This window comes from Type-F symbiont of Plautia stali (genome assembly GCF_059731105.1).
This window is the reverse complement of sequence record NZ_AP035909.1, coordinates 2,996,564-3,022,652: the sequence shown is the minus strand read 5'-3', so window position 1 is coordinate 3,022,652 and position 26,089 is coordinate 2,996,564. Positions and strand designations below refer to the sequence as shown.

Sequence of the window (26,089 nt, the reverse complement as noted above, 5' to 3'; positions counted from 1 at the left end):
CATTTTGGCGTAAAGCTGGTGATTGCTTCGTCGCACAACTAAAATCATGCCATCTGAAGATTATCAAAGGGAGTAGAGCATGCGCTGGCAAGGGCGTCGCGAGAGCGACAATGTAGAGGACCGTCGCGATCAGTCATCCGGTTTTGGCGGCGGCGGACGCCAGATTCGTCTGCCACGTGGCAAAGGCGGCATCGTGCTGCTGATTGTGGTGGCGGTAGCAGGCTATTACGGTTACGACCTTACCGGACTGCTGACCGGCGGCGACGTGGCACCGACCAGTCAGCAGCAGCGCAGCGTCAGCGCCAATGATGATGAGGCGGCGAAATTCACGAAGGTGATTCTGGCTACCACTGAGGATACCTGGGGCAAACTGTTCCAGCAGATGAACAAGCAGTATGTGGCCCCGAAGCTGGTGATGTATCGCGGCGCAACCCGCACCGGCTGTGGCACCGGCCAGTCCGTGATGGGACCGTTTTACTGTCCTGCTGACCAGACCGTCTACATTGACCTCTCCTTCTACGACGAGATGAAGACGAAACTGGGCGCGGGCGGAGACTTTGCTCAGGGGTACGTGGTCGCCCATGAAGTGGGTCACCACGTGCAGAAGCTGCTGGGCATTGAGCCAAAAGTGCGTGAAATGCAGCAGGGCGCCAGCCAGACACAGGTCAATCAGCTCTCCGTCAAAATGGAACTGCAGGCGGACTGTTTTGCCGGTGTCTGGGGACACTACATGCAGAAGGAAAACATCCTGGAAGCGGGCGATCTGCAGGAGGCGCTGAATGCTGCCGAGGCGATTGGTGATGATCGTCTGCAGCAGAAAGGCCAGGGGCGCGTGGTGCCGGACAGCTTTACCCACGGCACCTCTGAGCAGCGCTACACCTGGTTCAAGCGCGGATTTGATGGTGGCGATCCGGGACAGTGCAACACCTTCGCCAGCAACTGATGTCTCTGCCACAGCAGACGCAGCTAATGCAGCAGTCCGGTGTCCGTCGTCTGGCGGTGATCAGCGGCGATCCGGCCTGGTGTGTGAGGCGGGCCGCAGAGTGGCGTGAAATGCTCCCGGGCGACTGGCTGCAGGTGAGTCCTGAACCGCTGTTTACAGGTTCCTCTGATGCTCCCGAACCGCATAAACCGCCCGGAGCGCTGCGAACGCTGCTTGGCCGCGAGTTTCATCACGCCATTTTTGACGCCCGACAGGGCTTTCATGCCGAGGCTTTCGCTGCGCTGGCGGGGACGCTCAGCGCCGGTAGCTGGCTGTTACTGCTGGTGCCGCCCTGGGGGCAGTGGTCGCAGCAGCCTGACGCCGATAGCCTGCGCTGGGCAGATGTTGCGGAACCGATCGCGACGCCCGGTTTTGTTCGCCACCTGCAACAGCTGATCATCGGCGATAAGCAGGTGCTGCTGGTGCGTCAGCATCAGCCTGACCGTTTTCCGCCCCCACCGGACTGGCCGCACTGGCACTGTCAGGCACCGCAACAGCAGCAGACGATACTCGATCAGCTGGCGACGATGCCTTCTGGCGTCGCGGTCCTGACCGCCGCCCGCGGACGGGGCAAATCGGCGCTGGCGGGCATGCTGGCCCGGCAGAACGGGCAGTGTCTGGTGACCGCCCCGGCCAGAGCCTCCACGGAAGTGCTGGCGGCCTTTGCTGCTGAGGCTTTCCATTTTATGGCCCCGGATGCTCTGCTGGCGTCGGATCCCGTGCCAGGGGCGTCGTGGCTAATTGTGGATGAAGCGGCGGCCATCCCGGCTCCGCTGCTGCAGGCGCTGGTCAGCCGCTATCCCCGCGTCCTGCTGACTACCACCGTGCAGGGCTACGAGGGGAGCGGGCGCGGGTTTATCCTTAAATTCTGTGCCGGGCTGCCGCAGGCACGCTACTTCACGCTGGATGAGCCGCTGCGCTGGTCGCGTCACGATCCGCTGGAGCAGTGGCTGAATGCGGCGCTGCTGTTTGAGGATGCCGCTGCCACCACGCCCGCTTCTGCCGTGACGCCACACCCGGTCCCGCGTCACGATTTCTCCATGCTGGAGGCCGCCTATCGTCTGCTGACCAGCGCGCATTACCGCACCTCGCCGCTCGATCTGCGCCGCCTGCTGGATGCACCGGGTATGCAGCTGTGGCGGGCAGGGGAGCCGCCGGGTCTGCAGGGGGCGCTCTGGCTGGTGGAGGAGGGCGGGCTGGAGCCCGCCCTGGCGCAGGCGGTCTGGGCAGGCACCCGGCGACCGCGCGGCAATCTGGTGGCGCAGTCGCTGGCCGCACACGCGGGTCTGGCTGAGGCGGCGATCCTGCGCTCGCTGCGCATCAGCCGGATTGCCGTGGCGGCGGAGAGCCGCAGTCGGGGGATGGGACAGCAGCTCGTGGCCGCCGCCGCCCGCGCCGCCGCCGATCGCGACTACCTCTCGGTCAGCTTCGGCTACACTGAATCTCTCTGGTCATTCTGGCGCGCCTGTGGTTTTACGCTGGTACGGATTGGCAGTCAGCGTGAGGCCAGCAGCGGCTGTTATGCGGCGATGGCCATCCTGCCCTGTTCTGCAGCCGGCGAGGCATTGCAGCGTCGCGCGGCAGAACAGCTGGCGCGTGACTGGCCGCTGCTGCGTCAGCACATCGCGCTGGAGCTGCAGTTTGAGGCGAGGTGTGATGATGGATGGCGTGCGCAGGACATCCCGCTGGCCGCGGGTTTTGCCTGGGCGCAGCGCCCACTGGAAGCGAGCCTGCCGGTGTTGCAGCGTCTGGTGGCGGCCAGTGCGGCACCAGACTCACTGCTGGCCGCAGCGGTAAGCACACCGGATGCGTTAAGCGGGCTGGCACACCAGGCGGGCATAAGCGGACGCAAGGCGCTGATTTCGGTACTGCGTCAGCAGGCGGCAGCCGCCCTGGAAAGTCTGGGCATTCGGCAGGATGCGCTGCACCCGTCGTTGAAATAATTCGACCAGCGGGTTCAAATAATCCTCATATCATTCTTTGCCAGCTGGCGTAGAGTGAATAACGGAGGTCACTATGACACTGAAATATGTAATCGTTCAACAGCCTGCCACCACGGCTCAGCTGTTTCTGCTCTACCATGGCGTAGGCGATAACCCGGATTCTATGGGTGAGATTGGCAGCTGGTTTGCCCGGACATTTCCTGAGGCGCTGGTGGTTTCTGTTGGCTCGCCGGCTGCGGGCCGTCAGTGGTTCAGCGAGGCTGAACTGCACGATATGACGCTACAGCAGCGGGTTAACGCGGCGATGCCACAGTTTGTGGAATCTGTGCGTCACTGGCAGAAAAAAAGCGGTGTGCGCCCGGAAGCAACGGCGTTAATCGGTTTTTCCCAGGGCGGCAGTATGGTGCTGGAAGGGGTAAAAGCCCATTCCGATCTGGCCGGTCGCGCGGTGGTGTTCAACGGCCGGTTTATTACCCTGCCGGAGAAAGCCAGCACCCGTACCACGGTTCACCTGATCCACGGTGATTATGATGAGCAGATTCCGGTGTTTCATGCGCAGCAGGCGGAGCAGCGACTCACCGCCAGCGGGGGCGACGTCACGCTCGATATCGTCGACGATCTGGCGCACGCTATTGATGACCGCAGCATGACGCTGGCGCTGAATCATCTGCGCTACACGGTGCCAAAACGCTACTTCGATGAAGCGTTAAGCGGGGCAAAACCCGGTGACGATGATGTCATTGCGATGATGTAAAAATGCCCCTGCAGAGCAGGGGCATTTTCGTTACTTCTTCTTCGGCCAGTCGTCTTCGTCATCCCACTTATCGTTAAAGTCACGGTGGGGCGGCAGGTCAGGTTTGTTATCCATGAATTTTTTATGGTCGATCCGTTTCAGATCTTTATAGACATTCATCAGCACGCCAACCATCAGCAGGATCACCAGGATCCACCAGTAATCTTTGATAAATTCCATTTGCTGCTCCTTAACATCGCCATCAGGCGATCAGTTGTTCCATGATGCGTTGGTACATCCGGCTTAGCATCTGCAGGTCGGAAGCTTTCACACACTCATTGATTTTATGAATGGTGGCATTCACCGGCCCCAGTTCCACCACCTGCGCCCCCATCCGGGCGATAAACCGGCCATCGGAGGTGCCGCCCGTCGTCAGCAGCTGCGGCTTAATTTCATTATAGTGCGCTACCGCTTTCACGACGGCATCAACCAGCTTTCCGCGTGAGGTCAGGAAGGGCTGACCTGAAAGCTTCCACTCAATGGTGTAACGCAGCTGGTGACGATCCAGCAGTTCTGCGACCCGCTGGCGGATCATCTCATCGGTGAGTTCGGTGCTGAAGCGGAAGTTGAACTGCACAAACAGCTCGCCGGGGATCACATTGTTGCTGCCGGTGCCCGCCTGGACGTTGGCAATCTGCATACTGGTGGCCGGGAAGAACTCATTACCCTGATCCCACTCTGTCGCCACCAGCTCATTCAGGGCAGGCATCGCGCGGTGAACCGGGTTGTCAGCCAGATGCGGATAGGCAACGTGACCCTGCACGCCATGTACCATCAGGTTGGCGGTGATCGAGCCGCGTCGGCCATTTTTCACCACGTCACCCACTACTTCGGTGCTGGAAGGCTCACCGACCAGGCAGTAGTCGAGGCGTTCCCGGCGCGCCATCAGCCGTTCCACCACTTTGACCGTGCCGTTGGCACCGCTGGCCTCTTCGTCAGAGGTGATCAGAAAGGCGAGTCGCCCTCTGTGATGGGGACGGGCTGCCACAAAACGCTCGGCCGCGACGACCATGGCCGCCAGCGATCCTTTCATGTCGGCCGCACCGCGACCAAACAGCATGCCGTCGCGGATGGTAGGTTCAAACGGCGGGTTAATCCAGCGGCTGGCATCGCCCGGCGGCACCACATCGGTGTGACCGGCAAACGCCAGCGTTTCCCCTTCGCCACGGGTGGCCCAGAAGTTCAGGGTATCGTCGATGTTCATCGTCTCAATCTGAAAGCCAATGGCTTCAAGACGGGCGATCAGCAAAGCCTGACATCCGGCATCATCGGGGCTGAGAGAGGGACGACGAATAAGCTGCTGCGTCAGCTCAATGACCGGGCAAAACATATTATGGCTTCTCCTGAATAGCATTCTGATAGGTGGCTTCGTTGAAACCGGCGAGCAGGCTGCCATCCGGGGCGCGCAACAGCGGACGCTTAATCATGGCGGGATGCGCCAGCATCAGCGCTTTGGCACTGCGGGCATCGGTCACGGCGTCGCGGTCAGCCTCGGGCAGTTTACGCCAGGTGGTGCCGCGGGTATTGAGCAGGGCTTCGTAGCCCAGCGCATCGATAAATTCCTGCAGCAGTGCATCGCTCAGGCCATCGGCCCGGTAATCGTGAAAGTGATAATCAACGCCTGCATCTGTTAAAAAGCGCCGGGCTTTTTTTATGGTGTCGCAATTTTTTATCCCGAACATCACCCACTGCGTGCACATCGCCTGATCCTTATTGTTATGAAGCGCGTTAAGCTGAAAAAGCAGCCAAAGCGCGAGTTTAGCATAGTGTGATCCGTTGCGGCATCTGCCCTGACGGCTGATCGTGCGTAAAGCGAGCCTCAGGCAGAGGATCATTTCCCCCCGGGTAAACGCTATCAATTCAGCGGGCAATCATTACCCTGCTCATCATTTCGCGATTAAGAATTTCGCCATGTTGAAAAAATCGTCTACCGCTGGGTTAATCGCGAAATATTTCCTGCGTAGTTAGGAGGTTGCTGAAATGTGCGTCAGCTTACAAAATCCGCAATATTCATGTTTTCATCGCTGCTGCCGATAGTGATAACAGGTGTAAACGTATTCACCTGGCGAAAAAAAACGCGTAATATTGCCAGCACAATAAGAGAGGGCATTATGATTGACACTGAAATGGGAACCTGGAAAGAATTCATCGAAGCGATGTTACGCAACAAGTAACACGTGGAGATTAAAGCAGGACATTCCCGCTTGCTGACATTCTTACCACACACAGAAATAAGGCGGCCGCTGATCTCAGGGGCCGCTTTTTATTGGTTCCGCATTCAGTCATGCGGCTTCTCTTTCAGCGGGAAGCGACGGCGTACCAGCACAAAGAACAGCGGCACGAAATAGATCGCCAGCAGCGTCGCGGAGATCATGCCGCCCATCACGCCGGTTCCCACAGCATGCTGGCTGCCGGAGCCTGCTCCGCTGCTGATCGCCATAGGCAGCACGCCAAAGATAAAGGCCAGTGACGTCATGATGATGGGCCGCAGGCGCTGACGCGACGCCTCCAGCGTAGACTCCACCAGCTCACGCCCTTTACTGTTCATCTCACTGGCAAACTCGACAATCAGGATGGCGTTTTTCGCCGACAGGCCGATCACCGTCAGCAGGCCCACCTGAAAATAGACATCATTTTCCAGCCCGCGCAGCCAGGTGGCGATCAGCGCTCCGACGACGCCGAGCGGTACCACCAGCATCACCGAGAAAGGAATCGACCAGCTCTCATAGAGCGCGGCCAGGCAGAGAAAGACCACCAGCAGCGAAATGGCATAGAGCGCCGGGGCCTGTGAGCCGGAGAGGCGCTCCTGATAAGAGGCGCCACTCCACTGGAAGCCGACACCCAGCGGCAGGGCGTTAACCAGCTTCTCCATCTCATCCATGGCAGCGCCGCTGCTCACGCCACTGGCGGCTTCGCCCACGATCTCCAGCGAGGAGTAGCCGTTATAACGCTCAAGGCGTGGCGAACCGGTCTCCCAGCGGCTGGTGGCAAAGGCGGAGAAGGGCACCATTTTGCCGCTGCTGTTGCGGACATACCATTTGTCAATGTCGTCCGGCAGCATGCGGAACGGAGCGGCGGCCTGAACATAGACCTTTTTCACCCGGCCGCGATCCAGAAAATCGTTGACATAGCTGGAGCCCCACGCGGTGGTCAGGGTGTCGTTGATGGTATCCAGTGACACGCCCAGCGCCTGCGCTTTGCGCGCATCCACATCGATCTGCAACTGCGGGCTGTCATCCAGGCCATTGTGCCGCACCCGCGACAGCGCCTTATCGTTGCCCGCCATCTCCAGCAGCCTGTCACGCATCGCCATCAGCTGGGTATGACCGATGCCACCGTGATCCTGCAGCTGCAGGTCAAAGCCGGAACTGCTGCCCATACCGGTAATCGCGGGGGGACTGCTGGCTATCACCCGGCCCTCTTTGATCTGCTGAAAAGCTCTGGTCGCGCGCTCGATAATCGCAAAGGAGGTGCGATCGTCACCGGGCCGCTCCTCCCAGTTTTTCAGCCGCACAAACAGACGCGCGACGTTCTGTCCGTTGCCGCCCGGGCCTGCACCGATGGTGGAGAAGACCGACAGTACGTTCGCTTTCTCCTGAGTCAGATAGTAGTGCTCCACCCTGGCGACCACGCGAGCGGTCTGCTCCAGCGTCGAGCCCGCCGGCAGCTGCACCTGCGTCAGGAATACGCCGCGATCTTCCAGCGGCAGAAACGAGGTGGGCAGGCGCAGAAACAGAAAGGCCATCAGGCCGATAAGGCCGAGATAGAGCAGCAGCCAGCGACCGCCGCGGCGCAGAATCGCCGCGACCCCGCGCTCATAGCGCTCAGCATTGCGGTTGAAGTGACGATTGAACCAGCCAAAAAAGCCGCGCGCCGCATGCTGTTCGCCCTGTGCCACCGGCCTGAGCAGCGTGGCGCAGAGTGCCGGCGTCAGGATCATCGCCACCAGCACCGACAGCACCATCGCCGACACGATGGTGATGGAGAACTGACGGTAAATCGCGCCGACGGTTCCGCCAAAAAATGCCATCGGCACAAACACGGCTGACAGCACCAGCGCGATACCGACCAGCGCGCCCTGAATCTGGCCCATCGATTTCCCGGTGGCGGCCCGCGGCGAGAGTCCCTCTTCGCGCATGATACGTTCCACGTTTTCCACCACCACGATGGCATCATCCACCAGTAACCCGATCGCCAGCACCATGGCAAACATGGTCAGGGTGTTGATGCTGAATCCGCAGGCGTAGAGCACGCTGAAGGTGCCAAACAGCACCACCGGCACTGCAATGGTCGGAATGAGGGTGGCGCGAAAATTCTGCATGAACAGATACATCACGCCAAACACCAGCACGATCGCCTCCAGCAGCGTCTTCACCACATCGGTAATTGACGCTTTAACGAACGGCGAAGTTTCATAGGCCACTTTTGCTTCCAGCCCGTGCGGGAAGTAGTGCGACAGCTCCTCAATGCGCGCCCGCACCAGCTTATCGGTGTTCATCTCGTTGGCGCCGGAGGCGAGCTTTACCCCCAGCCCCGAGGCGGGCTGACCATTGTAGCGGCTCAGATAATCATATTTCTCCGCCCCCAGCGCCACGCTGGCGACATCGCCCAGCGTCACCACGGAACCGTCAGGATTGTTCTTCAGGGTGATGGCCCGGAACTGCTCCGGGGTCTGCAGCATCGACTGCGCATTGACCGTGGCGTTCAGCGCCTGCTTCTCCACCGAGGGCAGGCCTCCGACCTGACCCACGGCAACCTGGGTGTTCTGCGACTGAATAGCGCTGACCACATCCCCGGTGGTCAGGGCATAGGCGATCAGCTTGTTGGGATCGAGCCAGATGCGCATGGCATATTGCGAGCCGTAGGCGTCCACCTGGCCGACGCCATCAATGCGGCTCAGGGGGTCCTGAATGTTGCTGGCGACATAGTCTGCAATATCCTGCTTATCCATGCTGCCGTCGGTGGAGACGAAAGCCACCATCAGAATGTTACTGTCACCGGTTTTGTTCACCGTGACGCCCTGTGACTGCACCGCCTGTGGCAATTTGCGCAGCGCAGACTGCAACTGGTTCTGCACCTGCTGACGCGCTTCATCAGGATCGGTTCCGGCGGTAAAGGTGAGGGTGATTTGCGCCTGGCCGGTGTTGCTGCTGTTGGAGGACATGTACATCAGGTTATCGATGCCGGTCATGTTCTGCTCGATCACCTGGGTGACCGTATTTTCCAGCGTCTGGGCCGATGCGCCCGGATAGTTAGCGGTAATGCGGACATTGGGCGGGGCCAGGTCGGGGTACTGCTCAATGGGCAGTGACCTGATCGACAGCGTGCCGCACAGGCACAGCAGAATCGCCAGCACCCAGGCAAAGATGGGGCGGTCGATAAAGAAATTCGACATTAAACCGACACTCCTCACGACAGTTAAAATCGACCAGGCCTGCCCGCTACGGGCGCACTGACAGACAAATCGGATGTGCTTTGCCACGATTCGCCGCCGCCATTCACTCTACGTGCGGCAGCGGGGGAAATCGTGGAGAAATTGAGGAGAAAGTGTAAATTCGTTGGCTATTTGCGGCTTTCCAGCCACATCACCGTGGCGGCGACGCGCGAACGCACATCCAGCTTGCGCAGCAGATTACGGATATGCACTTTTACCGTCTCTTCCGAGATGTGCAGAATAGCGGCAATCTCTTTGTTCGACAGGCCGCGCGCGACCTCCTGCAGCACATCCCGCTCGCGATCGGTGAGCTGACGCAGCGGATCGGCGCTGTGCTGGCGATTCGTCAGATAGCTGGCGACGCCTTCACTGAAGACTTTTTCGCCACGCGAAGCCTGCAGAATATGCGCCAGCAGGATCTCCGGTTCGCTGTCCTTGAGCAGATAGCCATCGGCACCGGCATCCACCATCGCAAAAATGTCACTGCGGGCATCAGAAACGGTCAGCACCAGAATGCGGGCGCTGATCCCTTCATGGCGCAGCGCCTTCAGCGTGTCCAGCCCGGACATGCCTTTCATATTCAGGTCGAGCAGAATGATGTCGGGCTCCTGACGGCGCGCCTCGGCCAGCGCCTCTGTGCCGTTATTCGCTTCGGCGACCACCGTCAGTTGCGGCTCCAGCGCCAGCAGCTGACGAATACCGCGACGCATCAGCGGGTGGTCATCCACAATCATCAGGGTTAATGCGGGTTGTTGCATAGTCTCTCCGTTTATCGGTTCAGTGAAACCGACAGTCTGTTCTGGCGAGTAAACCAGGCGGCGGCCCGTTACTCCAGCGGGCGGGCAGGCTGCGGCGGAAAGCGCAGTTCGACCCGGGTGCCCCGCGGTTGCGCGTGGATGGTCAGGTTGCCGCCCAGGCGCTGAGCGCGTTCCGCCATAATGGTCAGGCCATAGTGGCCGGGGGGTTCGTCGGTGCTGTTCATGCCCACACCGTCGTCCGTAATCGTCAGTAAGTGCTCACCTTTTTCACTGTGCTGATACTCCACCCGGATGACCTCTGCGCTGGCGTGACGTATCGCGTTCAGCAGCGCCTCTCGGGCGATCTGCAATACATGCACCTGCTGCTGCGCTTCCAGACTCAGCAGCCCGGTCTGATAGTGAAACTGTATCTCTGCGCCACTCTTCTCCTGCAGCGAGGCGATCATCGCCTGCATCGCCGCGACCAGATCTGCCTGCTCAATGGTCAGGCGGAAGGTGGTCAGCAGTTCACGCAGCTGCCGGTAGGCATCAGCCAGCGCCCGATCGAAGTCGGCAATGATAGTGTGCGCTGCGCTATCCTCTTTATCGACGGTGCGGCGCAGCAGGGTCAGCTGAATGCGTAAAAAGGAGAGCGACTGCGCCAGCGAATCATGCAGTTCACGGGCGATGGTGGTGCGCTCTTCGATCAGCAGCATCTGCTGATACTGCTGCTGCGCCTGCCAGATCCAGATAGCGCGTCCGAGCATCGCCGCGAGGCTGCGCATCAGCTCATCCGGGGGAGAGGCACCGGCTGTCTGCCAGCGCAGCTCGCCCATCGGCTGGTCGGCCTGCCGGACCGGCAGCCGCTGCCACTGACCCCCGGCCTCTTCATCACCGGCGCAGAACTGAAACTGATCGCTGTCGAGCCGGATAGCCGTCAGTTTTTCACGCGTCAGCACGCGGCTCAGGACGGCTTCAAACAGGGCCGGATGCAGCGGGCTGGCCGTCAGCATCTGTGAGCTGTCATAGAGCAGAGACAGGGTGCGGTTCGCCTGGGTTAAATCTTCGGTCTTTTCACGCACCGTACTTTCCAGCAGCTTATAGTGCGAGTGCAGGCGTGCCGCCATGCCGCTAAAGGCGTGAGACAGTACCCGCAGCTCATTCTGCTGTTCGACCTGCAGCGGCGGAAAAGCAAAATTGCCGCTCTCAACGTAGCGACTGGCGGTGACCAGCGCATTGAGAGGCCGTACCACCTGCAGGCGGGTAAAGCGAATCGTCATCAGCGCCAGTGCCACAATCGCAATCACCCCCACCAGGCTGCTGCCCGCCACCAGATGCATTTTCAGCTCGGTGTAACGCTGTAAGCCCAGCACAAAGCGGTCGATCTCGGCGACGTAAACCGGGATCTGATGCTGCCAGGTGACGGTATCGCCCTGCAGCAGCTGCTGTTGCAGGTCGGGCCAGGCGGCGCGCAGACGTTGATAGCGAGTGCTGACTTCACGCGGAACCCAGGGGCGATCCAGCTTCTGAAACACCGGGGAGTCGAGCGTCTGCTGATAGAGCGCCAGATGTTGCGGCAGATTCTGCGGCTGACGGCTGGCATCCCAGGCCATGCGGTAACTCTGCATACGCAGTGAACCGGCCAGATTGATTGCCTCTGCGTCGCGCTGACTGCTGAGCAGCGTGACCAGGGCCAGACCTGTTGTGAGCAGCGACAGCAGGACAATTGCACTGAGCGCCTGCGCGATGCTTTGAGTTACGGAACGTTTAACAATCACATGAATGGCCCTGTGGTGAGTGCGGGATTATAAAAGAGCAATCCCCTGACGCAAATGATCCTGCTGCGGTTTATCGCACCCGTCGTGTCGGACAGAACAAAAAATGACCGCAACTGACAGTTCCCAGGATCGACGACGGTTCTGTGGTCAAAAAACAAACAGCTTTACACCACCCCGATGTTGCTTTTCATTGCAGCGCTAATAATTCTTCCAGTCACTGACTTACCCCCGATTACAGATTAAGGAGCATCCCATGAAAAAACTGAATGCTGTTCTGGCGGGCGCCTTACTGACTACCGCCTCATTTACCACTTTCGCTGCTGCACCGGTCGATCAGGCCCAGGCGCAGAACCTGCAGAGCATCGGCAGCGTCTCGGTCTCCGGCGTGCGAGGCTCGCTGGATGATGCCAGCCGCCATCTGTCGCAAAAAGCGGAAGAGATGGGCGCCAGCCACTACCGTGTTATCGGCGTAGATAACCCAGGCGACTCCAGCCTGTGGAGCGGCACCGCAGAGATTTATCGCTAGCTATACCCTCCTGTTTCCATCCCTGTAGCTCTTACCGGCCTGAAAATGGCCGGTTTTTTTATTTTTGTGCATCATGACGGATTCTTACAAATCAGCCTGTGCATCCGCCCGGTATATTTTGCTTCGTTCCTGCATAACGGGTAGGATTCATCGCCGTAAATTCCCGCCTTGCCTGGCACTCACTCACAGGCAAGCGCACAGAGGAAAATACCCCATAACTCAGGGCATGACACCTGCATGGGGGAAGCGACGACTGATGGTCAGGACAAACAGGAAAGCTATGAAATCTAAAAAGAAAACCCCAGGCGAGTTGCGCGCTGCGAAACGACGCTGGCTCAATTCTCATGACGCTGGCTACCAGAAGGCTATGGGTAACCGGCACGTACAGATGATCGCAATCGGTGGTGCCATCGGCACCGGTTTGTTCCTGGGCGCAGGTGGCCGTTTGCAGGCTGCGGGCCCCGCCTTAGCCATCATCTATCTGGTGTGTGGCATTTTCTCCTTCTTTATTCTGCGTGCACTGGGTGAGCTGGTGTTACACCGTCCCAGCAGCGGCAGCTTTGTCTCTTATGCCCGTGAGTTCCTCGGCGAGAAAGCCTCCTATGTGGCGGGCTGGATGTATTTCGTCAACTGGGCCATGACCGGTATCGTGGATATCACCGCCGTCGCGCTCTATATGCACTACTGGGGCGCGTTTGGTGATGTGCCGCAGTGGGTCTTCGCCCTGGGTGCGCTGGCGATTGTTGGCACCATGAACATGATCGGCGTGAAGTGGTTTGCCGAAATGGAGTTCTGGTTCGCGCTGGTGAAAGTGCTGGCCATCGTGGTCTTCCTCGTGGTGGGCGTGGTGTTCCTTGGCACCGGCAAACCGCTGGATGGCAACAGCACCGGCTTCCATCTGATTACCGACAACGGCGGTATCTTCCCGCACGGCTTACTGCCTGCGCTGGTGCTGATTCAGGGGGTAGTGTTCGCCTTTGCCTCGATCGAACTCGTCGGAACGGCGGCGGGCGAATGTAAAGATCCGCAGACCATGCTGCCGAAAGCCATTAACAGCGTGATCTGGCGTATCGGTCTGTTCTACGTCGGTTCGGTGGTCCTGCTGGTGCTGCTGCTGCCGTGGAACGCCTATCAGGCCGGTCAGAGTCCGTTCGTGACCTTCTTCTCAAAGCTGGGTGTACCTTACATCGGCAGCATCATGAACATCGTGGTGCTGAGCGCGGCGCTCTCCAGCCTGAACTCCGGACTCTATTCGACCGGACGTATCCTGCGTTCCATGTCGATGGGCGGTTCTGCACCGAAGTTCATGTCTAAGATGAACGGTCAGCAGGTGCCGTATGCCGGGATTCTGGTCACCATCGGCGTTTATGTCATTGGCGTAGTGCTTAACTACTACGTGCCGTCACAGGTGTTTGAGATCGTCCTGAACGTCGCCTCACTGGGCATTATCTCCTCCTGGGCCTTTATCGTGGTCTGCCAGCTGCGTCTGCGTAAGGCGATCAAAGAGGGCAAGGCGGATGATGTGAGCTTCAAGCTGCCGGGCGCGCCGTTTACGTCCTGGCTGACCCTGCTGTTCCTGTTCAGCGTGCTGGTGCTGATGGCGTTCGACTACCCGAACGGCACCTATACCATCGCCTCTATTCCGCTGATTGCCGTGGTGCTGGTGCTGGGATGGTTTGGCGTGCGTAAGCGCGTTAACGCTATCGCCGAAACCGAGCATGATCATCATGAAGAGGAGGCAAAGCCGACCCAGCTGGCGGATGAATCCTCCCGCTGATCGCCATTGCCGTCATCAGGCCAGCCTTCGGGCTGGCTTTTTTTTGGGCGCAAACCGGCGCCGTGAATTAGGATAGTTTTCCCGCCTCCTTGCCCCTATGATGAAAGGCTCCCTTTATGCGGTAGCGGAGTCTGCATGTCGTTTAAGATCAACATCATCAAAGATAAACTCCTGTCTGAAAACTGGTTTGTGCTGCGTAACTACACCTATGAGATAACCGACCGTCAGGGTGAGGTGATCCGCCACAAGCGTGAAGTCTATGACCGCGGCAACGGGGCGACCATCCTGCTCTATAACCGTGAAAAAAACAGTGTGGTGCTGACGCGCCAGTTTCGCATCGCCACCTACGTCAACGGTAATGACAGCGGCATGCTGATCGAAGCCTGCGCGGGTTTGCTGGATGATGACACGCCGGAAGATTGCATCCGCAAAGAGGCCATCGAAGAGACCGGCTACGCCGTGGGTGAGGTGGAAAAACTTTATAGCTGCTACATGTCACCGGGCGGCGTGACCGAGCTGATTCACTTTTTCGCGGCGGAATATCACGACGCGCTGCGTGACAATGCGGGCGGGGGCGTTGATGATGAGTCGATTGATGTACTGGAGCTTCGCTTCCCGGATGCGCTGGCGATGGTCGCCGATGGCCGCATTCGCGACGGTAAAACTATTATGCTGCTGCAGCATGCCCGTATCGCAGGCTGGCTGACGCCATAATCGTGCCCTGAACGGCCCGCCGCGCGACAGCCCGGGATGCAATGCGGACACTGTCTCCAGGTTATGCACGCTTTTTAAGCAGTTAACTGCGCTTTTTGCACGGGTTCACAGAATGCGAACCCTGTCTGGCCCATTGATGCGCTATCCTCTCCACTCTGGGTTTTTGGGGATCGATTTTCTTAATGTCGTACTGGATGAAATCGCTGTGGCTGTCGACGTCTCTATGGGTGACCTGTGTTCAGGCGGAACCGTTGCAAAAGTCATTCAACGACTGGCAAATCACCTGCAACAATGAAGCCTTCTGCGTGGCCCGCAATATCCCCGGCGATAAAGGGCTGGTGATGACGATTTCGCGCCATGCGGGCGTTAACGATCGCCCCTTACTCCGCATCGACTACGGCAGTGCCTATACCGGCGCGCTGCCTGGCGGCCCGCTGCAGGATAATCTGCTGCTCGACCAGCGGCGTCTGAAACCGGACCTCAAACACTGGACGGCAGAACCGCACCATCTCGCCACCAGCAATGCTATCGCCATTGATGAATTTCTTGATCTGGTGATGGAAGCCAAAACCCTGCAACTCACCTACGATGCCAGTGCCGCGATCTCCCTGCGCGGTATGAAAGCTGCACTGCTGCTGATGGATGACAGGCAGGGGCGGGTGAACAGCATGAGCGCGTGGATTAAACGTGGCGACCGCGCCAGCTGGGAGGTTCCGCCGCCGCCGGCATTGCCACAGCTGCCTCCCGCCGTGAGGCCGCCTGCGCCCCTGACGCGCGAAGAGACCAGCGGATTAATCGATTACGGCACCTGGCGCATCAATACCGACTCCTGCTCACTCGACCCGCTGCGGCGTGAGGTCAGCGTTGCGCCTCTCACCGATCAGCATGCGCTGTTGCTGGTCAGTTGTGAAATGGGGGCATATAACGTCATCGATCTGGCGTTTGAAGTGACGCGCAGCCCGCCCTACGTGGCCCGGGGCATCACGCTGACGCTGCCCTTTACCCCGCCGCGGGCGAGTGACCGCCAGCTTGAGCTGATTAACGCCGAGTATGATGCGGCCAGCGGCCAGCTTTATACATTTGGCAAGGGGCGGGGACTCGGTGACTGCGGCAGTGCCACACGCTGGCAGTTTGATGGCACCCGCTTTGTGCTGGCGGAATATGCGGAGGAGTCGACCTGCGATGCCTGGCACAGCAGTGATGACTGGCCAACCCTGTGGGTCAGCCAGTCAGACGGTGGCGTCCAGCAGCGTTAGCGGATGACCTGCACCATCATCGGAGAGCCGGTCTGGTTGCCGACCAGCTCAGCCAGCATGTTGTTTACGCCGTCGCTCATTGGCGTAAAGCGGGTCAGCGGCGAGCGCGTCACCACGACAAACACGCCCACGTTATGCTGCGGCACCATCGCCATATAGGTAATGAAACCCCCGCCACCGCCGGTTTTCTGAATAATCCCGGGACGACCATTCTTTGGTCCCATGTAGACCCAACCCATCCCCAGCGCATCCGCTTTCCCTGGCACATCCATGCCTTCCACGCGGGTCAGCTGATCGCGGCGATAGATCAGCGTTTGCAGCCGATCGATCTGCGGGGTGCGATGGTTAACCGACGAGTTAAGGAACTGCTGCATCCAGCGGCCCATATCATCTGGAGTGGAGTAAACGCCGCCGCTGCCAATCGCCGCCAGGGTGTTGTTGCAGGGGCTGGCCCCTTTTTCAGCCACCATCAGGCGACCACACTGCTCCGGCGAAGGCGTAAAGGTGGTGTCTTTCATACCCAGCGGACGGGTGATCAACTGCTGAAACAGGGCCGGGTAGGGCGTGCCCGCCGCGCGCGACAGCGCATCGCCCAGCAGATCGTAACCCAGGTTGGAGTAGGCGGCACTGCTGCCCGGTGCGGCTTTGAGGTTCGCCCGTGACAGCCACGTCCAGCGTTCACTGCGCGTCGGCCAGACAAACACCGGCCGCTGCGCCTTGCCGCCAGGCTGTTCACGCGGCAGTCCGCTGGTATGGGTGGAGAGGTTGATCAGACGAATGGGCTGTCCGTTATAAGCAGGCACGCGGGTGCCCGGCGGCGCATATTTACTCAGCGGATCGTCGAGGCGAATCTGTCCGCGCTCCGCCAGCTTGACCATCACTTCACTGGTCATCAGCTTACTCAGCGAAGCGATACGAATCAGCGAATCTTTTTGCGGGCGCACATTGTTGCCTGGCCGGGTTTCACCAAAGCTGGCGAAGACCCGCTGATTGCCATCAATCGCGACCAGTGCCATACCGGTTGCACCGCTGCCATAAAAGATATGCTCCGCATAGCGGTCAACAATCTGAGAGGCGAGCAGCGGATCGGGCGCGACCTGCGCCATGCTTTTTAATGGAAGCAGTGAAACCATCAGGGCCAGTAAATAGGGTGTGCGCATGTTCAACGGAAATGGCTTCGCTATAGAGATCGGAGGAGATCTGCCTTCACGCATCGGACAGACGCGGGCAGCACATCGCGTTATTCCGGCAGAACAGCAGCAGGAACAGGCGGGCAGCCAGGGCGCAGGCAGCATTAACTATGACGGCTCTATAGTAATCAGTTTGTGCGGGGCGTGAAGAGGGGAGACGAGATTTTTTTCTGTTTCGGGCTATGTGATGAAATGGCCCTTCCCGGTGCACCGGGAAGGGCAAAAGCATTACACCGGCTTGAGTAATGCTTCAGCGTGACTGACGATATTCTCTACCGTGAAGCCAAACTCCGGGAACAGCTTGCCGGCTGGCGCTGATTCACCAAAGGTGGTCATACCGACAATCGCGCCTTCCAGACCCACATACTTGAACCAGTAGTCGGCGATTCCGGCTTCCACCGCCACGCGCGCCTTCACGCCGACAGGCAGAACGGATTCGCGGTAGGCAGCATCCTGCGCATCAAACAGGTCGGTTGAAGGCAGTGAAACCACCCGCACCTTGTGACCGCCTGAAGTGAGCTTATCGGCTGCACCCAGGGTGATCTCAATTTCTGAACCGGTGGCAATCAGGATCACTTCGGGGGTGCCGTCGCAATCTTTCAGCACATAGCCGCCGCGTTTGATGTTCTCGATCTGCTCCGGGGTACGTTCCGGCTGCAGCAGATTCTGACGGGAGAGGATCAGCGCAGTCGGGCCATGATGGCGTTCGATAGCCGCTTTCCACGCCACAGCCGTTTCCACCTGATCGCACGGACGCCATACGCTCATGTTGGGGGTCAGACGCAGGCTGGCGATCTGCTCAACCGGCTGGTGGGTCGGGCCATCTTCGCCCAGACCGATGGAGTCATGGGTGTAGACCAGAATCTGTCGCGCCTTCATCAGCGCTGCCATGCGTGCTGCGTTACGCGCATATTCGACAAACATCAGGAAGGTGGCCGTGTAGGGGACGAAACCGCCATGGTGCGCGATACCGTTACCAATCGCCGTCATCCCGAACTCACGCACGCCGTAGTGAATGTAGTTACCGGCCGGATCTTCTTTGATCGATTTGGAGCCAGACCAGATCGTCAGGTTACTGGGCGCCAGGTCTGCAGAACCGCCGAGGAACTCCGGCAGTAATTTGCCGTAGGCTTCCAGCGAGTTTTGTGAGGCTTTGCGGCTGGCAATTTTCTGCGGGTTAGCCTGCAGCTCCTGAATGAAACGGGTGGCTTCGCTTTCCCACGTTGACGGCATCTCGCCATTCATGCGGCGTTCATACTCTTTCGCCAGCTCAGGATGTGCCTCTTTATAGGCCGCAAATTTTGCATCCCAGGCTTTTTCCCGTTCCGCACCGGCGGCTTTGGCGTCCCACTGCTGGTAGATTTCAGCCGGGATCTCAAACGCCGGATAGTTCCAGCCGAGTTGCTTGCGGGTCAGGGCGACTTCTTCCTCACCCAGCGCTGCGCCGTGCGACTCCTCTTTACCGGCTTTGTTCGGGGAACCGAATCCGATAATGGTGCGGCAGATAATCAGCGAAGGCTTATCGGTAACGCTCTGCGCCTCTTTGATCGCCTCGCGAATGGCGTCCGCGTCATGGCCGTCGATGTCGCCGATGACGTGCCAGTTGTAAGACTCGAAGCGCTTATGGGTGTCGTCGGTAAACCAGCCTTCGGTTTCACCATCGATCGAGATACCGTTATGGTCATAGAAGCCGATCAGTTTGCCGAGACCCAGGGTGCCCGCCAGGGAGCAGACTTCGTGCGAAATCCCTTCCATCAGACAGCCATCGCCCATGAAGACATAGGTATGGTGGTCAACAATCTCATGATCCGGACGGTTAAACTGCGCGGCCAGCGTGCGCTCTGCAATCGCCAGACCAACGGCGTTCGCCAGACCCTGACCCAGCGGGCCGGTCGTCGTTTCCACACCAGGCGTGTAGCCGATTTCCGGGTGGCCCGGCGTCTTGGAGTGCAGCTGACGGAAGTTTTTCAGCTCTTCAATCGGCAGGTCGTAGCCACTCAGGTGCAGCAGGCTGTAGAGCAGCATTGAGCCGTGGCCGTTAGAGAGGATAAAGCGGTCGCGATCAAGCCAGGCGGGATTGGTCGGATTGTGCTGGAGGAAGTCGCGCCACAACACTTCGGCGATATCGGCCATTCCCATGGGCGCACCGGGGTGGCCGGAATTTGCCTTCTGAACCGCATCCATGCTCAGTGCACGAATCGCGTTTGCCAACTCTCTGCGTGAGGACATAAAGTTCTCCCTTGTTATGCATCAGGGCGGGAAAGTCCCGCCCGACTAAAATGAGGACTACAGACGTGCGGCCAGTACATCTTCCAGCTTCTGCTGGTCAACAGCGAACTGGCGGATACCATCAGACAGTTTCTCAACCGCCATCGGATCCTGATTATGCTCCCAGCGGAACTCCGCCTCGGAGAGCGGTGATGGCTGATGGAAGCCTTCGGTAGACGGCTCCAGCTTGCGCTCCAGCGGCGCGTCGCTGTTCTGCAGCTCTTCCAGCAGGTTAGGGGAGAGCGTCAGGCGATCGCAGCCCGCCAGCGCCACAATCTGCTCCACTTTACGGAAGCTGGCACCCATGATGATGGTGCTGTAGCGGTGCTTTTTGTAGTAATCGTAGATGCGACGCACGGATTTCACGCCCGGATCTTCATCCGCCACGTAGGGTTCCATCGGCTTGCGTGAGTTATACCAGTCGTAGATGCGACCCACGAACGGCGAGATCAGGAACACGCCCGCTTCCGCGCAGGCACGCGCCTGCGCGAAGGAGAAGAGCAGAGTCAGGTTGCAGTGGATACCATTCTTCTCCAGCTCTTCCGCAGCGCGGATACCTTCCCAGGTTGAAGCCAGCTTGATCAGTACGCGCGAGCGGTCGATACCCTGCTCTTCGTACATCCGAATCAGTTTTTCTGCTTTGGTCACACACATGCCACGATCGAAGGAGAGGCGCGCATCCACTTCGGTCGAAACACGGCCCGGTATGCTTTTAAGGATTTCCATACCGAGATTGATTGCCACTTTGTCGCTGGCGTTGATGATCTGAGTCTCTTTGCTGCCGCCCTGTTTTTTAGCGTACTCGATCGCGTCATCCATCAGGTGCTTGTACCCTTCGAGACCGGATGCTTTCAGAATGAGTGAAGGGTTGGTGGTGGCGTCTTCCGGGTGGTAATGACGAATCGATTCGATATCGCCACTGTCCGCCACCACGGTGGTGAACTGTTTTAGGGCTTCTAGCTGGTTCATCTCTAAACTCCTTGAAAAGAAAAATGAAAGCGAACAGGGATCACCTCAGGCCTCGCAGCCGGTCTGTGGCATGTGCTGCTAGCGGGAACGCGAACCCATAACATTGCAACAGACACTTTCTGATGAAAATGCGGTTTCTCTGATTGTTGCGCTGCGAGGCGGTGCGAAGGAGCCGTCATGCGGTGTAACCCGAGGGGTGCGCCATATTCCATCCTTAAGCATAGCAGTCGGGGAAAATGACGCAGGCAACACTGTAGCAATCCGTGCCCTCTCCGCATCAAAGCGGCGTGACGACACTCACTCTCGTCATACGCCGGGAGCAGAAAACGGTGCGGTGAATCGGCAAGTAAAAACGCGGGGACGGGAAAAGCGCTGCCACAGTGAAATGTGGCGGGGCAGGCTGAATGCTAAACAGGAGGGATGTCTGAGCCTCCCAGGGAGAGGCGTTTTAAAACAGGCCGCGATGAGAGTACAGGCGGCCCGAATCACGCGCTGCGCTATTGCCGCTCAAAAAATTGCGCCAGCGTTATTTTGGGGTGCGGGTAGTAAAATTTATTATGCGCCAGCGGGATATACATCCCTTCGGGTTCACCCGGCATAAAATAGTTGCCCTGCCAGCGGTTCGGTTCACAAACCGGCCCGTCGTTATAGACGGTACCCAGCGGCGCATAAGTGACATCCCGACCGAAAATAGAATAGACGGCGGCATCGACAAAATTGAAAGATTCCGGAACGCCACGCAGATGGGTATCCTGAATGAGTAAGCTGTGCAGTTTATCTTTGATATAAAAGAGGCTGCCGAGGTCACAGATCACCTGTTCGAAATCGTGCGCGCCATCATGATGAATGATGACGTTTCCGCCTTCTTCTTTCATCAGCACATCCCTGACATACTCCGGAAGGGTGCCATGGTACATTCTGACCCGGCTTTCGACGGTCTCCGGATAGGCTCTTCTTGCGCGCTCTCTGGCGAACTGTAAATGGTCCGGGCTGATGTCGATCAAATCGAGTTCAATACCCAGATAGTGTGCACAGCCAGCCAGAACAGAGGTGCTGCCTCCCATAAAGACGCCCACTTCAACGATTCTGCTGACTTCACCCAGTGCCGACTTAATGGTATTAAAAATATCAAAGTAATATTTCCCGGAGCATTGATCTTCGTAGTGACCTTCAGTCGCCGCTCTCTTTGCGATGATGTCGTCGAAGATAATATTTCTGCCCAGCCAGGGAGAAAGGTCGGGTTTGAAACCACTGTATATTTCGATGTTGAGCCGTTCCGCTATCTCCGCAAAACTCAGTGTTTCAAGGTTTTTATCGGGGGCTGTGAATGAAGCCATCATTGGTGTCCTTATCCTGAATATGGCCTAGTGTATCAATGAAATTCAGGGCACTAATGAATGAGAAACAAACGGAACTGAACCCTTTTTATGGGTTATCAGGTCGGGTGGGAGCGGCAGGAAGATGAACGGTTTCAGGCGGTTGAGACAGCGTAATGAACCGCAACGCAGGCAGAGAGCCACGTTGCGGTCCGGGGGATTATGACGGCAGATTGAGCCAGTTCTTCACCGGCAGGAAGTCGCGATAGAGGGCCGCTTCAGGCGAGTCTGGTTCAGGCTGATAATCATATTCCCAGCGCACCAGCGGCGGCATCGACATCAGGATCGATTCCGTGCGGCCGCCGGTCTGCAGGCCAAACAGGGTGCCACGGTCCCACACCAGATTGAACTCCACATAACGCCCGCGGCGGTAGAGCTGGAACTGGCGCTCGCGATCGCCCCATGGATGATCTTTGCGGCGTGCCACAATCGGCCGGTAGGCATCAATAAAGCCGCGTCCCACCGCCTGCATAAAGCTGAAGCTCTGCTCAAAATCGGGCGTGTTGAGATCGTCAAAAAACAGGCCGCCAATGCCGCGCTGCTCATCGCGGTGTTTCAGATAGAAATAGTCGTCGCACCACTTTTTATATCGCGGATAAACGTCGTCGCCAAAAGGCTGACAGAGGTCGGCGGCAGTCTGATGCCAGTGCAGTGCATCTTCTTCGAAGCCGTAGAACGGCGTGAGATCAAACCCGCCGCCAAACCACCACACCGGATCGGCACCGGGTTTCTCCGCGATAAAAAAGCGCACGTTGGCGTGGCTGGTGGGCACATAGGGATTGTTCGGGTGGATGACCAGCGACACGCCCATCGCTTCAAAGCTGCGGCCCGCCAGTTCCGGACGGTGCGCCGTAGCCGAAGCCGGCATCTTATCGCCATGCACGTGCGAAAAGTTTACGCCCGCCTGTTCAAACACCGCACCGTTTCGCAGTACGCGGCTCTGACCGCCGCCGCCGCCCGGACGCTGCCAGCTATCTTCTGCGAACGCTGCGCCGCCATCTTCAGCCGCCAGCTGGTTACAAATCTCATCCTGCAGAGCGAGCAGGAATGCTTTTACGCGGGAAATATCAGCCATCTTTTCGCTTATCGTCGGTTTTAATTTAGGGCGATTATACGCAAAATCGGCCTGCTTGCATGAGTGCGGCTATCCAGGCAGGCATACAATGGGAAATTTTCATGTCTGAAGAACCCTTGCAGAATTTTATAAAAATGGGTGAAGCGCTGCGCAAAAATCCATCGGCCGCGGAGGAGTTTATTAATGCTATCGAAAACTATCAGGCTGATCCGTAAGCTGATAGCCGAGGTGTCAGGCGGACTTGTGCTTATGGCGATAGTGATTGGCATATTTCTGACCGCAACGCTGAATGAAGGGGCGATGCGTATTGTCGGGCCGCTGCTGGTGCTTGTTGCTGGTCTGGTGATTTATGGGCTGACTTATCTTATCGCGGATAAGTCTGACCGCCGATAACCCTCTGCCACGATTAACTTCCGGCAGAGAGGCAGACAGAAGGCCGTTAATACGGCCTTACTTAAAACATAATTCAGGATGGTCTCCGCCGCTCGCTTCGCCTGAACGTTACGTCGGATGGAGCATTTCTCAGGTTCACATGCGTTTATTCAAGCTTCTGCACTGAGTCATTGTTACTTTCCGCATCAGGCATTACGGCGATCAAACTCATCAAAGTAGTTGACGATGCCGCTGGCAATGGCGGCGGCAATTTTCTGACGAAACGCCGTGGTGCCGAGCAACTGCTCTTCGTGCGGATTGGTAATAAAGGAGGTTTCAACCAGCACCGAAGGAATGGAGGGCGACTTCAGGACCGCGAAAGCAGCCTGTTCCGTGTGCTGGCTATGCAGATGATGAACCGGGCGAATCTGATCCAGCACATGTTTGCCCAGCGTCAGGCTGTTTTTGATGGTGTCGGTCTGAACCAGATCGAACAGGATCTGCTGCAGATAGTGATCCTGCTGCTGCGCCTTCACGCCGCCCAGTTTGTCCGCATCGTTCTCACGCTGAGAGAGATAACGCGCCATTGAACTACTGGCACCGCGATTGGAGAGCGCAAATACCGAGGCGCCGCTGGCATCGGGGCTGGTAAAGCCGTCGGCATGGATCGACATGAACAGATGCGCGCCATGCTGATGAGCAATCTCCACCCGCTGGTAGAGCGGAATAAAATGGTCGCTGTCACGGGTCAGACGCACTTCAATGCGCGGATGGCTCTGCAGTTGCCGTTTCACGTTACCGGCAATCTCCAGCACGATGTGCTTCTCTTCTGAACCCTCCTCGCCGACCGCGCCGGAGTCGATGCCCCCGTGGCCGGGATCAATCATCACAATGCGCTTTCCGTTACTGGCTGGCGGAGCAGGGCGTGCATGGCGGCCTGTTCCTGTAAGCGCTGAAGGCTCTCTGGCCTGAACCGCGCGCGGCGATAAAACGGCCAGAGCCAGACCGGAAAGGAGTAACTGACGGCGATGAATCAAACGTTTAAGCAGGTGCATGTGCGGGTCCGGTAACAGAAATCCTGCCGGTGTTATAGCCTAAGGCTCTGTTGTCTGCGATCACATAACCATTTCAGGGCATTACTTTGTATTGCAGGCCGCGAACAGAAAATTTGCGCTTTTTTATTTGCCGCCGTTCAGCCGAGGGTTGCGTGCGGCAGAGAATGCGTGATAATCAGCAAATTGTGCTTAATTGCAGGTGAAGAAGATGGAAATCCGCACCTTCCGCCAGGAAGATTTTGAAGAAGTGATCACCTTATGGGAACGTTGCGATTTGTTACGGCCCTGGAACGATCCGGAGCTGGATATCGAACGCAAAATGCATCACGACCCCGATCTCTTTCTGGTCGCTGAAGTCGGCGGCGTGGTCGTCGGCACCCTGATGGGGGGCTACGATGGTCATCGCGGTGCGGCCTATTATCTGGCGGTGCATCCTGACTATCAGGGACGCGGCTTTGCGAATGCGCTGATGAATCGTCTGGAGAAGAAGCTCATCGCTCGCGGCTGTCCGAAGCTGCATCTGATGATCCGCGAAGAGAACGATCAGGTGGTGGCCTTCTACGAGAAGCTCGATTATGAGCCGGTCGATGTGCTGCTGTTTGGCAAACGTCTGATCGAAGATCGTGAATACTAAACCGTCCCCTGACTATCAGCCGGACCACTATGACGCCAGAGGGCAGCTGCGGCTGCCGTTTCTTTTTTGGCTGATCCTGTTACTGCAGGCGCGCACCTGGCTACTGCTGGTTATGGCCGGGGCGTCACGGCAGCAGGGTAACGATCTGCTGGCGCTCTTCTATCCGGATCGCCAGGCGTTCTGGATCGGTCTTGCCCTGGGATTACCGGCGCTGGCAGGTCTGCTGCTGACCGGTTACCGGCTACGGCTGCCGCGACTCTGGCAGCACTGGCGCAGCGTGCTGTCGCTGTCATTTTTAGTGAATCTTATCTGGCAGGGGCTGCAGTTTGTGCAGGGTGATCTGCTCAGTTCGCCGCTGCCCTTGTTGCTGACGCTGTTTGACCTGCTGGCACTCATCTGGCTGCAGACTGACCGTCGCTGCCGCGACTGCTTTCTGCCTGAACATCATCTTAAATAAACTTTTTGGCGCTTTGCGACTCCAATCAGTTCCGCCTTCCGGCATCGTATTTACAGGAGTTCTCATGAAAGCTGTTCGTTCCACGCTACTGATCGCCGCCGTTGCACTGAGCGGCTGTGCCAGTTCGGGTTCCGGCACTGACAGCAGCCAGCAGGCCAGCTGGTGGAATCCGCTGACGTATCACTGGTCCTCGGCGCTGCCGTGGAACTGGTTCGGTTCATCGCTCACCGCGACGGAGCAGGGCGTAGGCGGACTGACCGCCTCGACGGCCATGAAAGAGGAGGCGATCAAAGCCGGCCTGAATGGGGATTACACCCTGCGCCAGGGCATGCGTGGCGAAAACGGTCAGGTGGTTGCGTTCTGGCAGGCGCTGGATGACGACAAGGTGAAGCTGGTGATTTACGGGCAGTCGCAGGTTGAACGCATTGAGGTGATGGACAGCCAGATTGCCAGCAGCGACGGCAGTAAAGTGGGCGATGCCTTCAGCAATAAGTTCACCAAAGCCTTCAGCAACTGCACCCTGGCCAGCGGAACGGATGCGCGAGACGTAGCATGCCGGGCCCCTGGCAGTCAGCATCTCACCTATCTCTACCATGGCGACTGGCATGGACCGGAAGGACTGATGCCTTCTGACGACACGCTGAAAACCTGGAAACTCAGCAAAATCGTCTGGCAGCGTTAACACTGCCTGCTAAACGCCATGCGCTGACGCGCCTGGTCACCCCCGCAGGCTGGTGCTCAGCGGGGGTTATC

General features: G+C 58.3%; 25 protein-coding genes. 13 read left to right on the top strand and 12 right to left on the bottom strand.

Annotated elements, in window-relative coordinates; translation table 11 throughout:
* Positions 1-79 precede the first annotated feature (79 nt).
* The 3 genes from ypfJ to ypfH all read left to right on the top strand — a co-directional run bounded on the left by ypfJ (position 80) and on the right by ypfH (position 3,679).
* Positions 80-943: a KPN_02809 family neutral zinc metallopeptidase gene (gene ypfJ / locus AC6I7A_RS14375; RefSeq protein ID WP_009088799.1), complete on the top strand. Its 864-nt coding sequence runs from the start codon at positions 80-82 to the stop codon at positions 941-943.
* Positions 943-2,925, top strand: coding sequence for a tRNA(Met) cytidine acetyltransferase TmcA domain-containing protein (locus tag AC6I7A_RS14370; protein WP_058957418.1), 1,983 nt, complete (start codon positions 943-945; stop codon positions 2,923-2,925). Before ypfJ ends, AC6I7A_RS14370 begins: the two co-directional genes overlap by 1 nt.
* Before the next feature lie 73 nt (positions 2,926-2,998).
* Complete coding sequence (gene ypfH / locus AC6I7A_RS14365; RefSeq protein ID WP_009088803.1) at positions 2,999-3,679, top strand: esterase; 681 nt, start codon at positions 2,999-3,001, stop codon at positions 3,677-3,679.
* Between the two features lie 30 nt (positions 3,680-3,709).
* Here ypfH and AC6I7A_RS14360 read toward each other — a convergent pair whose 3' ends face one another.
* From AC6I7A_RS14360 to AC6I7A_RS14350, 3 genes are read right to left on the bottom strand one after another with little or no spacing between them, the layout of a single operon-like run.
* Positions 3,710-3,898 (bottom strand): YpfN family protein, encoded by a 189-nt coding sequence (locus AC6I7A_RS14360; RefSeq protein WP_009088805.1) that lies wholly within the window; start codon positions 3,896-3,898, stop codon positions 3,710-3,712.
* A 22-nt stretch (positions 3,899-3,920) separates the two neighbouring features.
* Positions 3,921-5,048 carry a succinyl-diaminopimelate desuccinylase gene (gene dapE / locus AC6I7A_RS14355; protein ID WP_009088806.1) on the bottom strand — a complete coding sequence of 376 codons (1,128 nt, stop codon included), beginning with the start codon at positions 5,046-5,048 and terminating at the stop codon, positions 3,921-3,923.
* A 1-nt stretch (position 5,049) separates the two neighbouring features.
* Entirely contained in the window at positions 5,050-5,418 is a 369-nt protein-coding gene (locus tag AC6I7A_RS14350) for an ArsC family reductase (RefSeq protein WP_058957430.1), read from the bottom strand.
* Positions 5,419-5,730: 312 nt separating this feature from the next.
* Between AC6I7A_RS14350 and AC6I7A_RS14345 the strand changes: the two genes are divergently transcribed.
* Positions 5,731-5,892: a hypothetical protein gene (locus AC6I7A_RS14345; protein ID WP_489753317.1), complete on the top strand. Its 162-nt coding sequence runs from the start codon at positions 5,731-5,733 to the stop codon at positions 5,890-5,892.
* Positions 5,893-5,996: 104 nt separating this feature from the next.
* On the opposite strand, the gene acrD is transcribed toward AC6I7A_RS14345, so the two are convergent.
* From acrD to narQ, 3 genes are all read right to left on the bottom strand, one after another.
* On the bottom strand, positions 5,997-9,113 hold the full coding sequence (acrD, locus tag AC6I7A_RS14340) for a multidrug efflux RND transporter permease AcrD (RefSeq protein ID WP_058957419.1): 3,117 nt from the start codon (positions 9,111-9,113) through the stop codon (positions 5,997-5,999).
* Between the two features lie 167 nt (positions 9,114-9,280).
* Positions 9,281-9,910 carry a response regulator gene (locus tag AC6I7A_RS14335; protein WP_058957420.1) on the bottom strand — a complete coding sequence of 210 codons (630 nt, stop codon included), beginning with the start codon at positions 9,908-9,910 and terminating at the stop codon, positions 9,281-9,283.
* A gap of 68 nt (positions 9,911-9,978) precedes the next feature.
* A complete protein-coding gene (gene narQ / locus AC6I7A_RS14330) occupies positions 9,979-11,667 on the bottom strand; it encodes a nitrate/nitrite two-component system sensor histidine kinase NarQ (RefSeq protein WP_009088812.1) in 1,689 nt (562 codons plus the stop codon).
* 253 nt (positions 11,668-11,920) lie between these two features.
* On the opposite strand from narQ, the gene AC6I7A_RS14325 reads away from it, so the two are divergent.
* The 4 genes from AC6I7A_RS14325 (at position 11,921) to AC6I7A_RS14310 (ending at position 15,940) form a co-directional block, all read left to right on the top strand.
* Positions 11,921-12,193, top strand: coding sequence for a YdgH/BhsA/McbA-like domain containing protein (locus AC6I7A_RS14325; RefSeq protein WP_058957421.1), 273 nt, complete (start codon positions 11,921-11,923; stop codon positions 12,191-12,193).
* Positions 12,194-12,473: 280 nt separating this feature from the next.
* The gene (gene ansP / locus AC6I7A_RS14320; RefSeq protein ID WP_009088814.1) at positions 12,474-13,970 is read left to right on the top strand and encodes an L-asparagine permease; all 1,497 of its coding nucleotides are present in this window, start codon (positions 12,474-12,476) and stop codon (positions 13,968-13,970) included.
* A gap of 135 nt (positions 13,971-14,105) precedes the next feature.
* A complete protein-coding gene (gene nudK, locus AC6I7A_RS14315) occupies positions 14,106-14,684 on the top strand; it encodes a GDP-mannose pyrophosphatase NudK (protein WP_046102349.1) in 579 nt (192 codons plus the stop codon).
* A gap of 182 nt (positions 14,685-14,866) precedes the next feature.
* Positions 14,867-15,940 carry a DUF1176 domain-containing protein gene (locus AC6I7A_RS14310; protein WP_033736150.1) on the top strand — a complete coding sequence of 358 codons (1,074 nt, stop codon included), beginning with the start codon at positions 14,867-14,869 and terminating at the stop codon, positions 15,938-15,940.
* Here AC6I7A_RS14310 and ampH read toward each other — a convergent pair.
* Positions 15,937-17,100: a D-alanyl-D-alanine-carboxypeptidase/endopeptidase AmpH gene (gene ampH, locus AC6I7A_RS14305; protein ID WP_046102347.1), complete on the bottom strand. Its 1,164-nt coding sequence runs from the start codon at positions 17,098-17,100 to the stop codon at positions 15,937-15,939. The two genes, AC6I7A_RS14310 and ampH, sit on opposite strands and share 4 nt — an antisense overlap.
* Between ampH and AC6I7A_RS14300 the strand changes: the two genes are divergently transcribed.
* Positions 17,099-17,278 (top strand): hypothetical protein, encoded by a 180-nt coding sequence (locus AC6I7A_RS14300; RefSeq protein WP_058957422.1) that lies wholly within the window; start codon positions 17,099-17,101, stop codon positions 17,276-17,278. The genes ampH and AC6I7A_RS14300 overlap by 2 nt on opposite strands.
* A gap of 80 nt (positions 17,279-17,358) precedes the next feature.
* Here the strand turns inward: AC6I7A_RS14300 and tkt are convergent, their stop codons facing one another.
* The 4 genes from tkt to hemF form a co-directional block, all read right to left on the bottom strand.
* Positions 17,359-19,359, bottom strand: a complete 2,001-nt coding sequence (gene tkt / locus AC6I7A_RS14295) for a transketolase (RefSeq protein WP_009088825.1) — start codon at positions 19,357-19,359, stop codon at positions 17,359-17,361.
* Between the two features lie 57 nt (positions 19,360-19,416).
* Entirely contained in the window at positions 19,417-20,367 is a 951-nt protein-coding gene (gene tal, locus AC6I7A_RS14290; RefSeq protein WP_009088826.1) for a transaldolase, read from the bottom strand.
* A 497-nt stretch (positions 20,368-20,864) separates the two neighbouring features.
* Complete coding sequence (locus AC6I7A_RS14285) at positions 20,865-21,707, bottom strand: class I SAM-dependent methyltransferase (RefSeq protein WP_058957423.1); 843 nt, start codon at positions 21,705-21,707, stop codon at positions 20,865-20,867.
* 196 nt (positions 21,708-21,903) lie between these two features.
* Positions 21,904-22,818, bottom strand: coding sequence for an oxygen-dependent coproporphyrinogen oxidase (gene hemF, locus AC6I7A_RS14280; protein WP_009088828.1), 915 nt, complete (start codon positions 22,816-22,818; stop codon positions 21,904-21,906).
* A 183-nt stretch (positions 22,819-23,001) separates the two neighbouring features.
* On the opposite strand from hemF, the gene AC6I7A_RS14275 reads away from it, so the two are divergent.
* Entirely contained in the window at positions 23,002-23,211 is a 210-nt protein-coding gene (locus tag AC6I7A_RS14275) for a hypothetical protein (RefSeq protein ID WP_033736154.1), read from the top strand.
* Between the two features lie 185 nt (positions 23,212-23,396).
* On the opposite strand, the gene amiA is transcribed toward AC6I7A_RS14275, so the two are convergent.
* Positions 23,397-24,245 carry an N-acetylmuramoyl-L-alanine amidase AmiA gene (gene amiA / locus AC6I7A_RS14270; RefSeq protein WP_009088831.1) on the bottom strand — a complete coding sequence of 283 codons (849 nt, stop codon included), beginning with the start codon at positions 24,243-24,245 and terminating at the stop codon, positions 23,397-23,399.
* Positions 24,246-24,453: 208 nt separating this feature from the next.
* Here amiA and AC6I7A_RS14265 point away from each other — a divergent pair, with 208 nt between their 5' ends.
* The 3 genes from AC6I7A_RS14265 to AC6I7A_RS14255 all read left to right on the top strand — a co-directional run bounded on the left by AC6I7A_RS14265 (position 24,454) and on the right by AC6I7A_RS14255 (position 26,018).
* Positions 24,454-24,879: a GNAT family acetyltransferase gene (locus AC6I7A_RS14265; protein WP_009088832.1), complete on the top strand. Its 426-nt coding sequence runs from the start codon at positions 24,454-24,456 to the stop codon at positions 24,877-24,879.
* Positions 24,869-25,336, top strand: a complete 468-nt coding sequence (locus tag AC6I7A_RS14260) for a DUF2919 domain-containing protein (RefSeq protein ID WP_009088833.1) — start codon at positions 24,869-24,871, stop codon at positions 25,334-25,336. The genes AC6I7A_RS14265 and AC6I7A_RS14260 overlap by 11 nt, the downstream gene beginning before the upstream one ends.
* Before the next feature lie 64 nt (positions 25,337-25,400).
* Complete coding sequence (locus tag AC6I7A_RS14255) at positions 25,401-26,018, top strand: RpoE-regulated lipoprotein (protein ID WP_009088834.1); 618 nt, start codon at positions 25,401-25,403, stop codon at positions 26,016-26,018.
* The last annotated feature ends 71 nt before the right edge of the window (positions 26,019-26,089 follow it).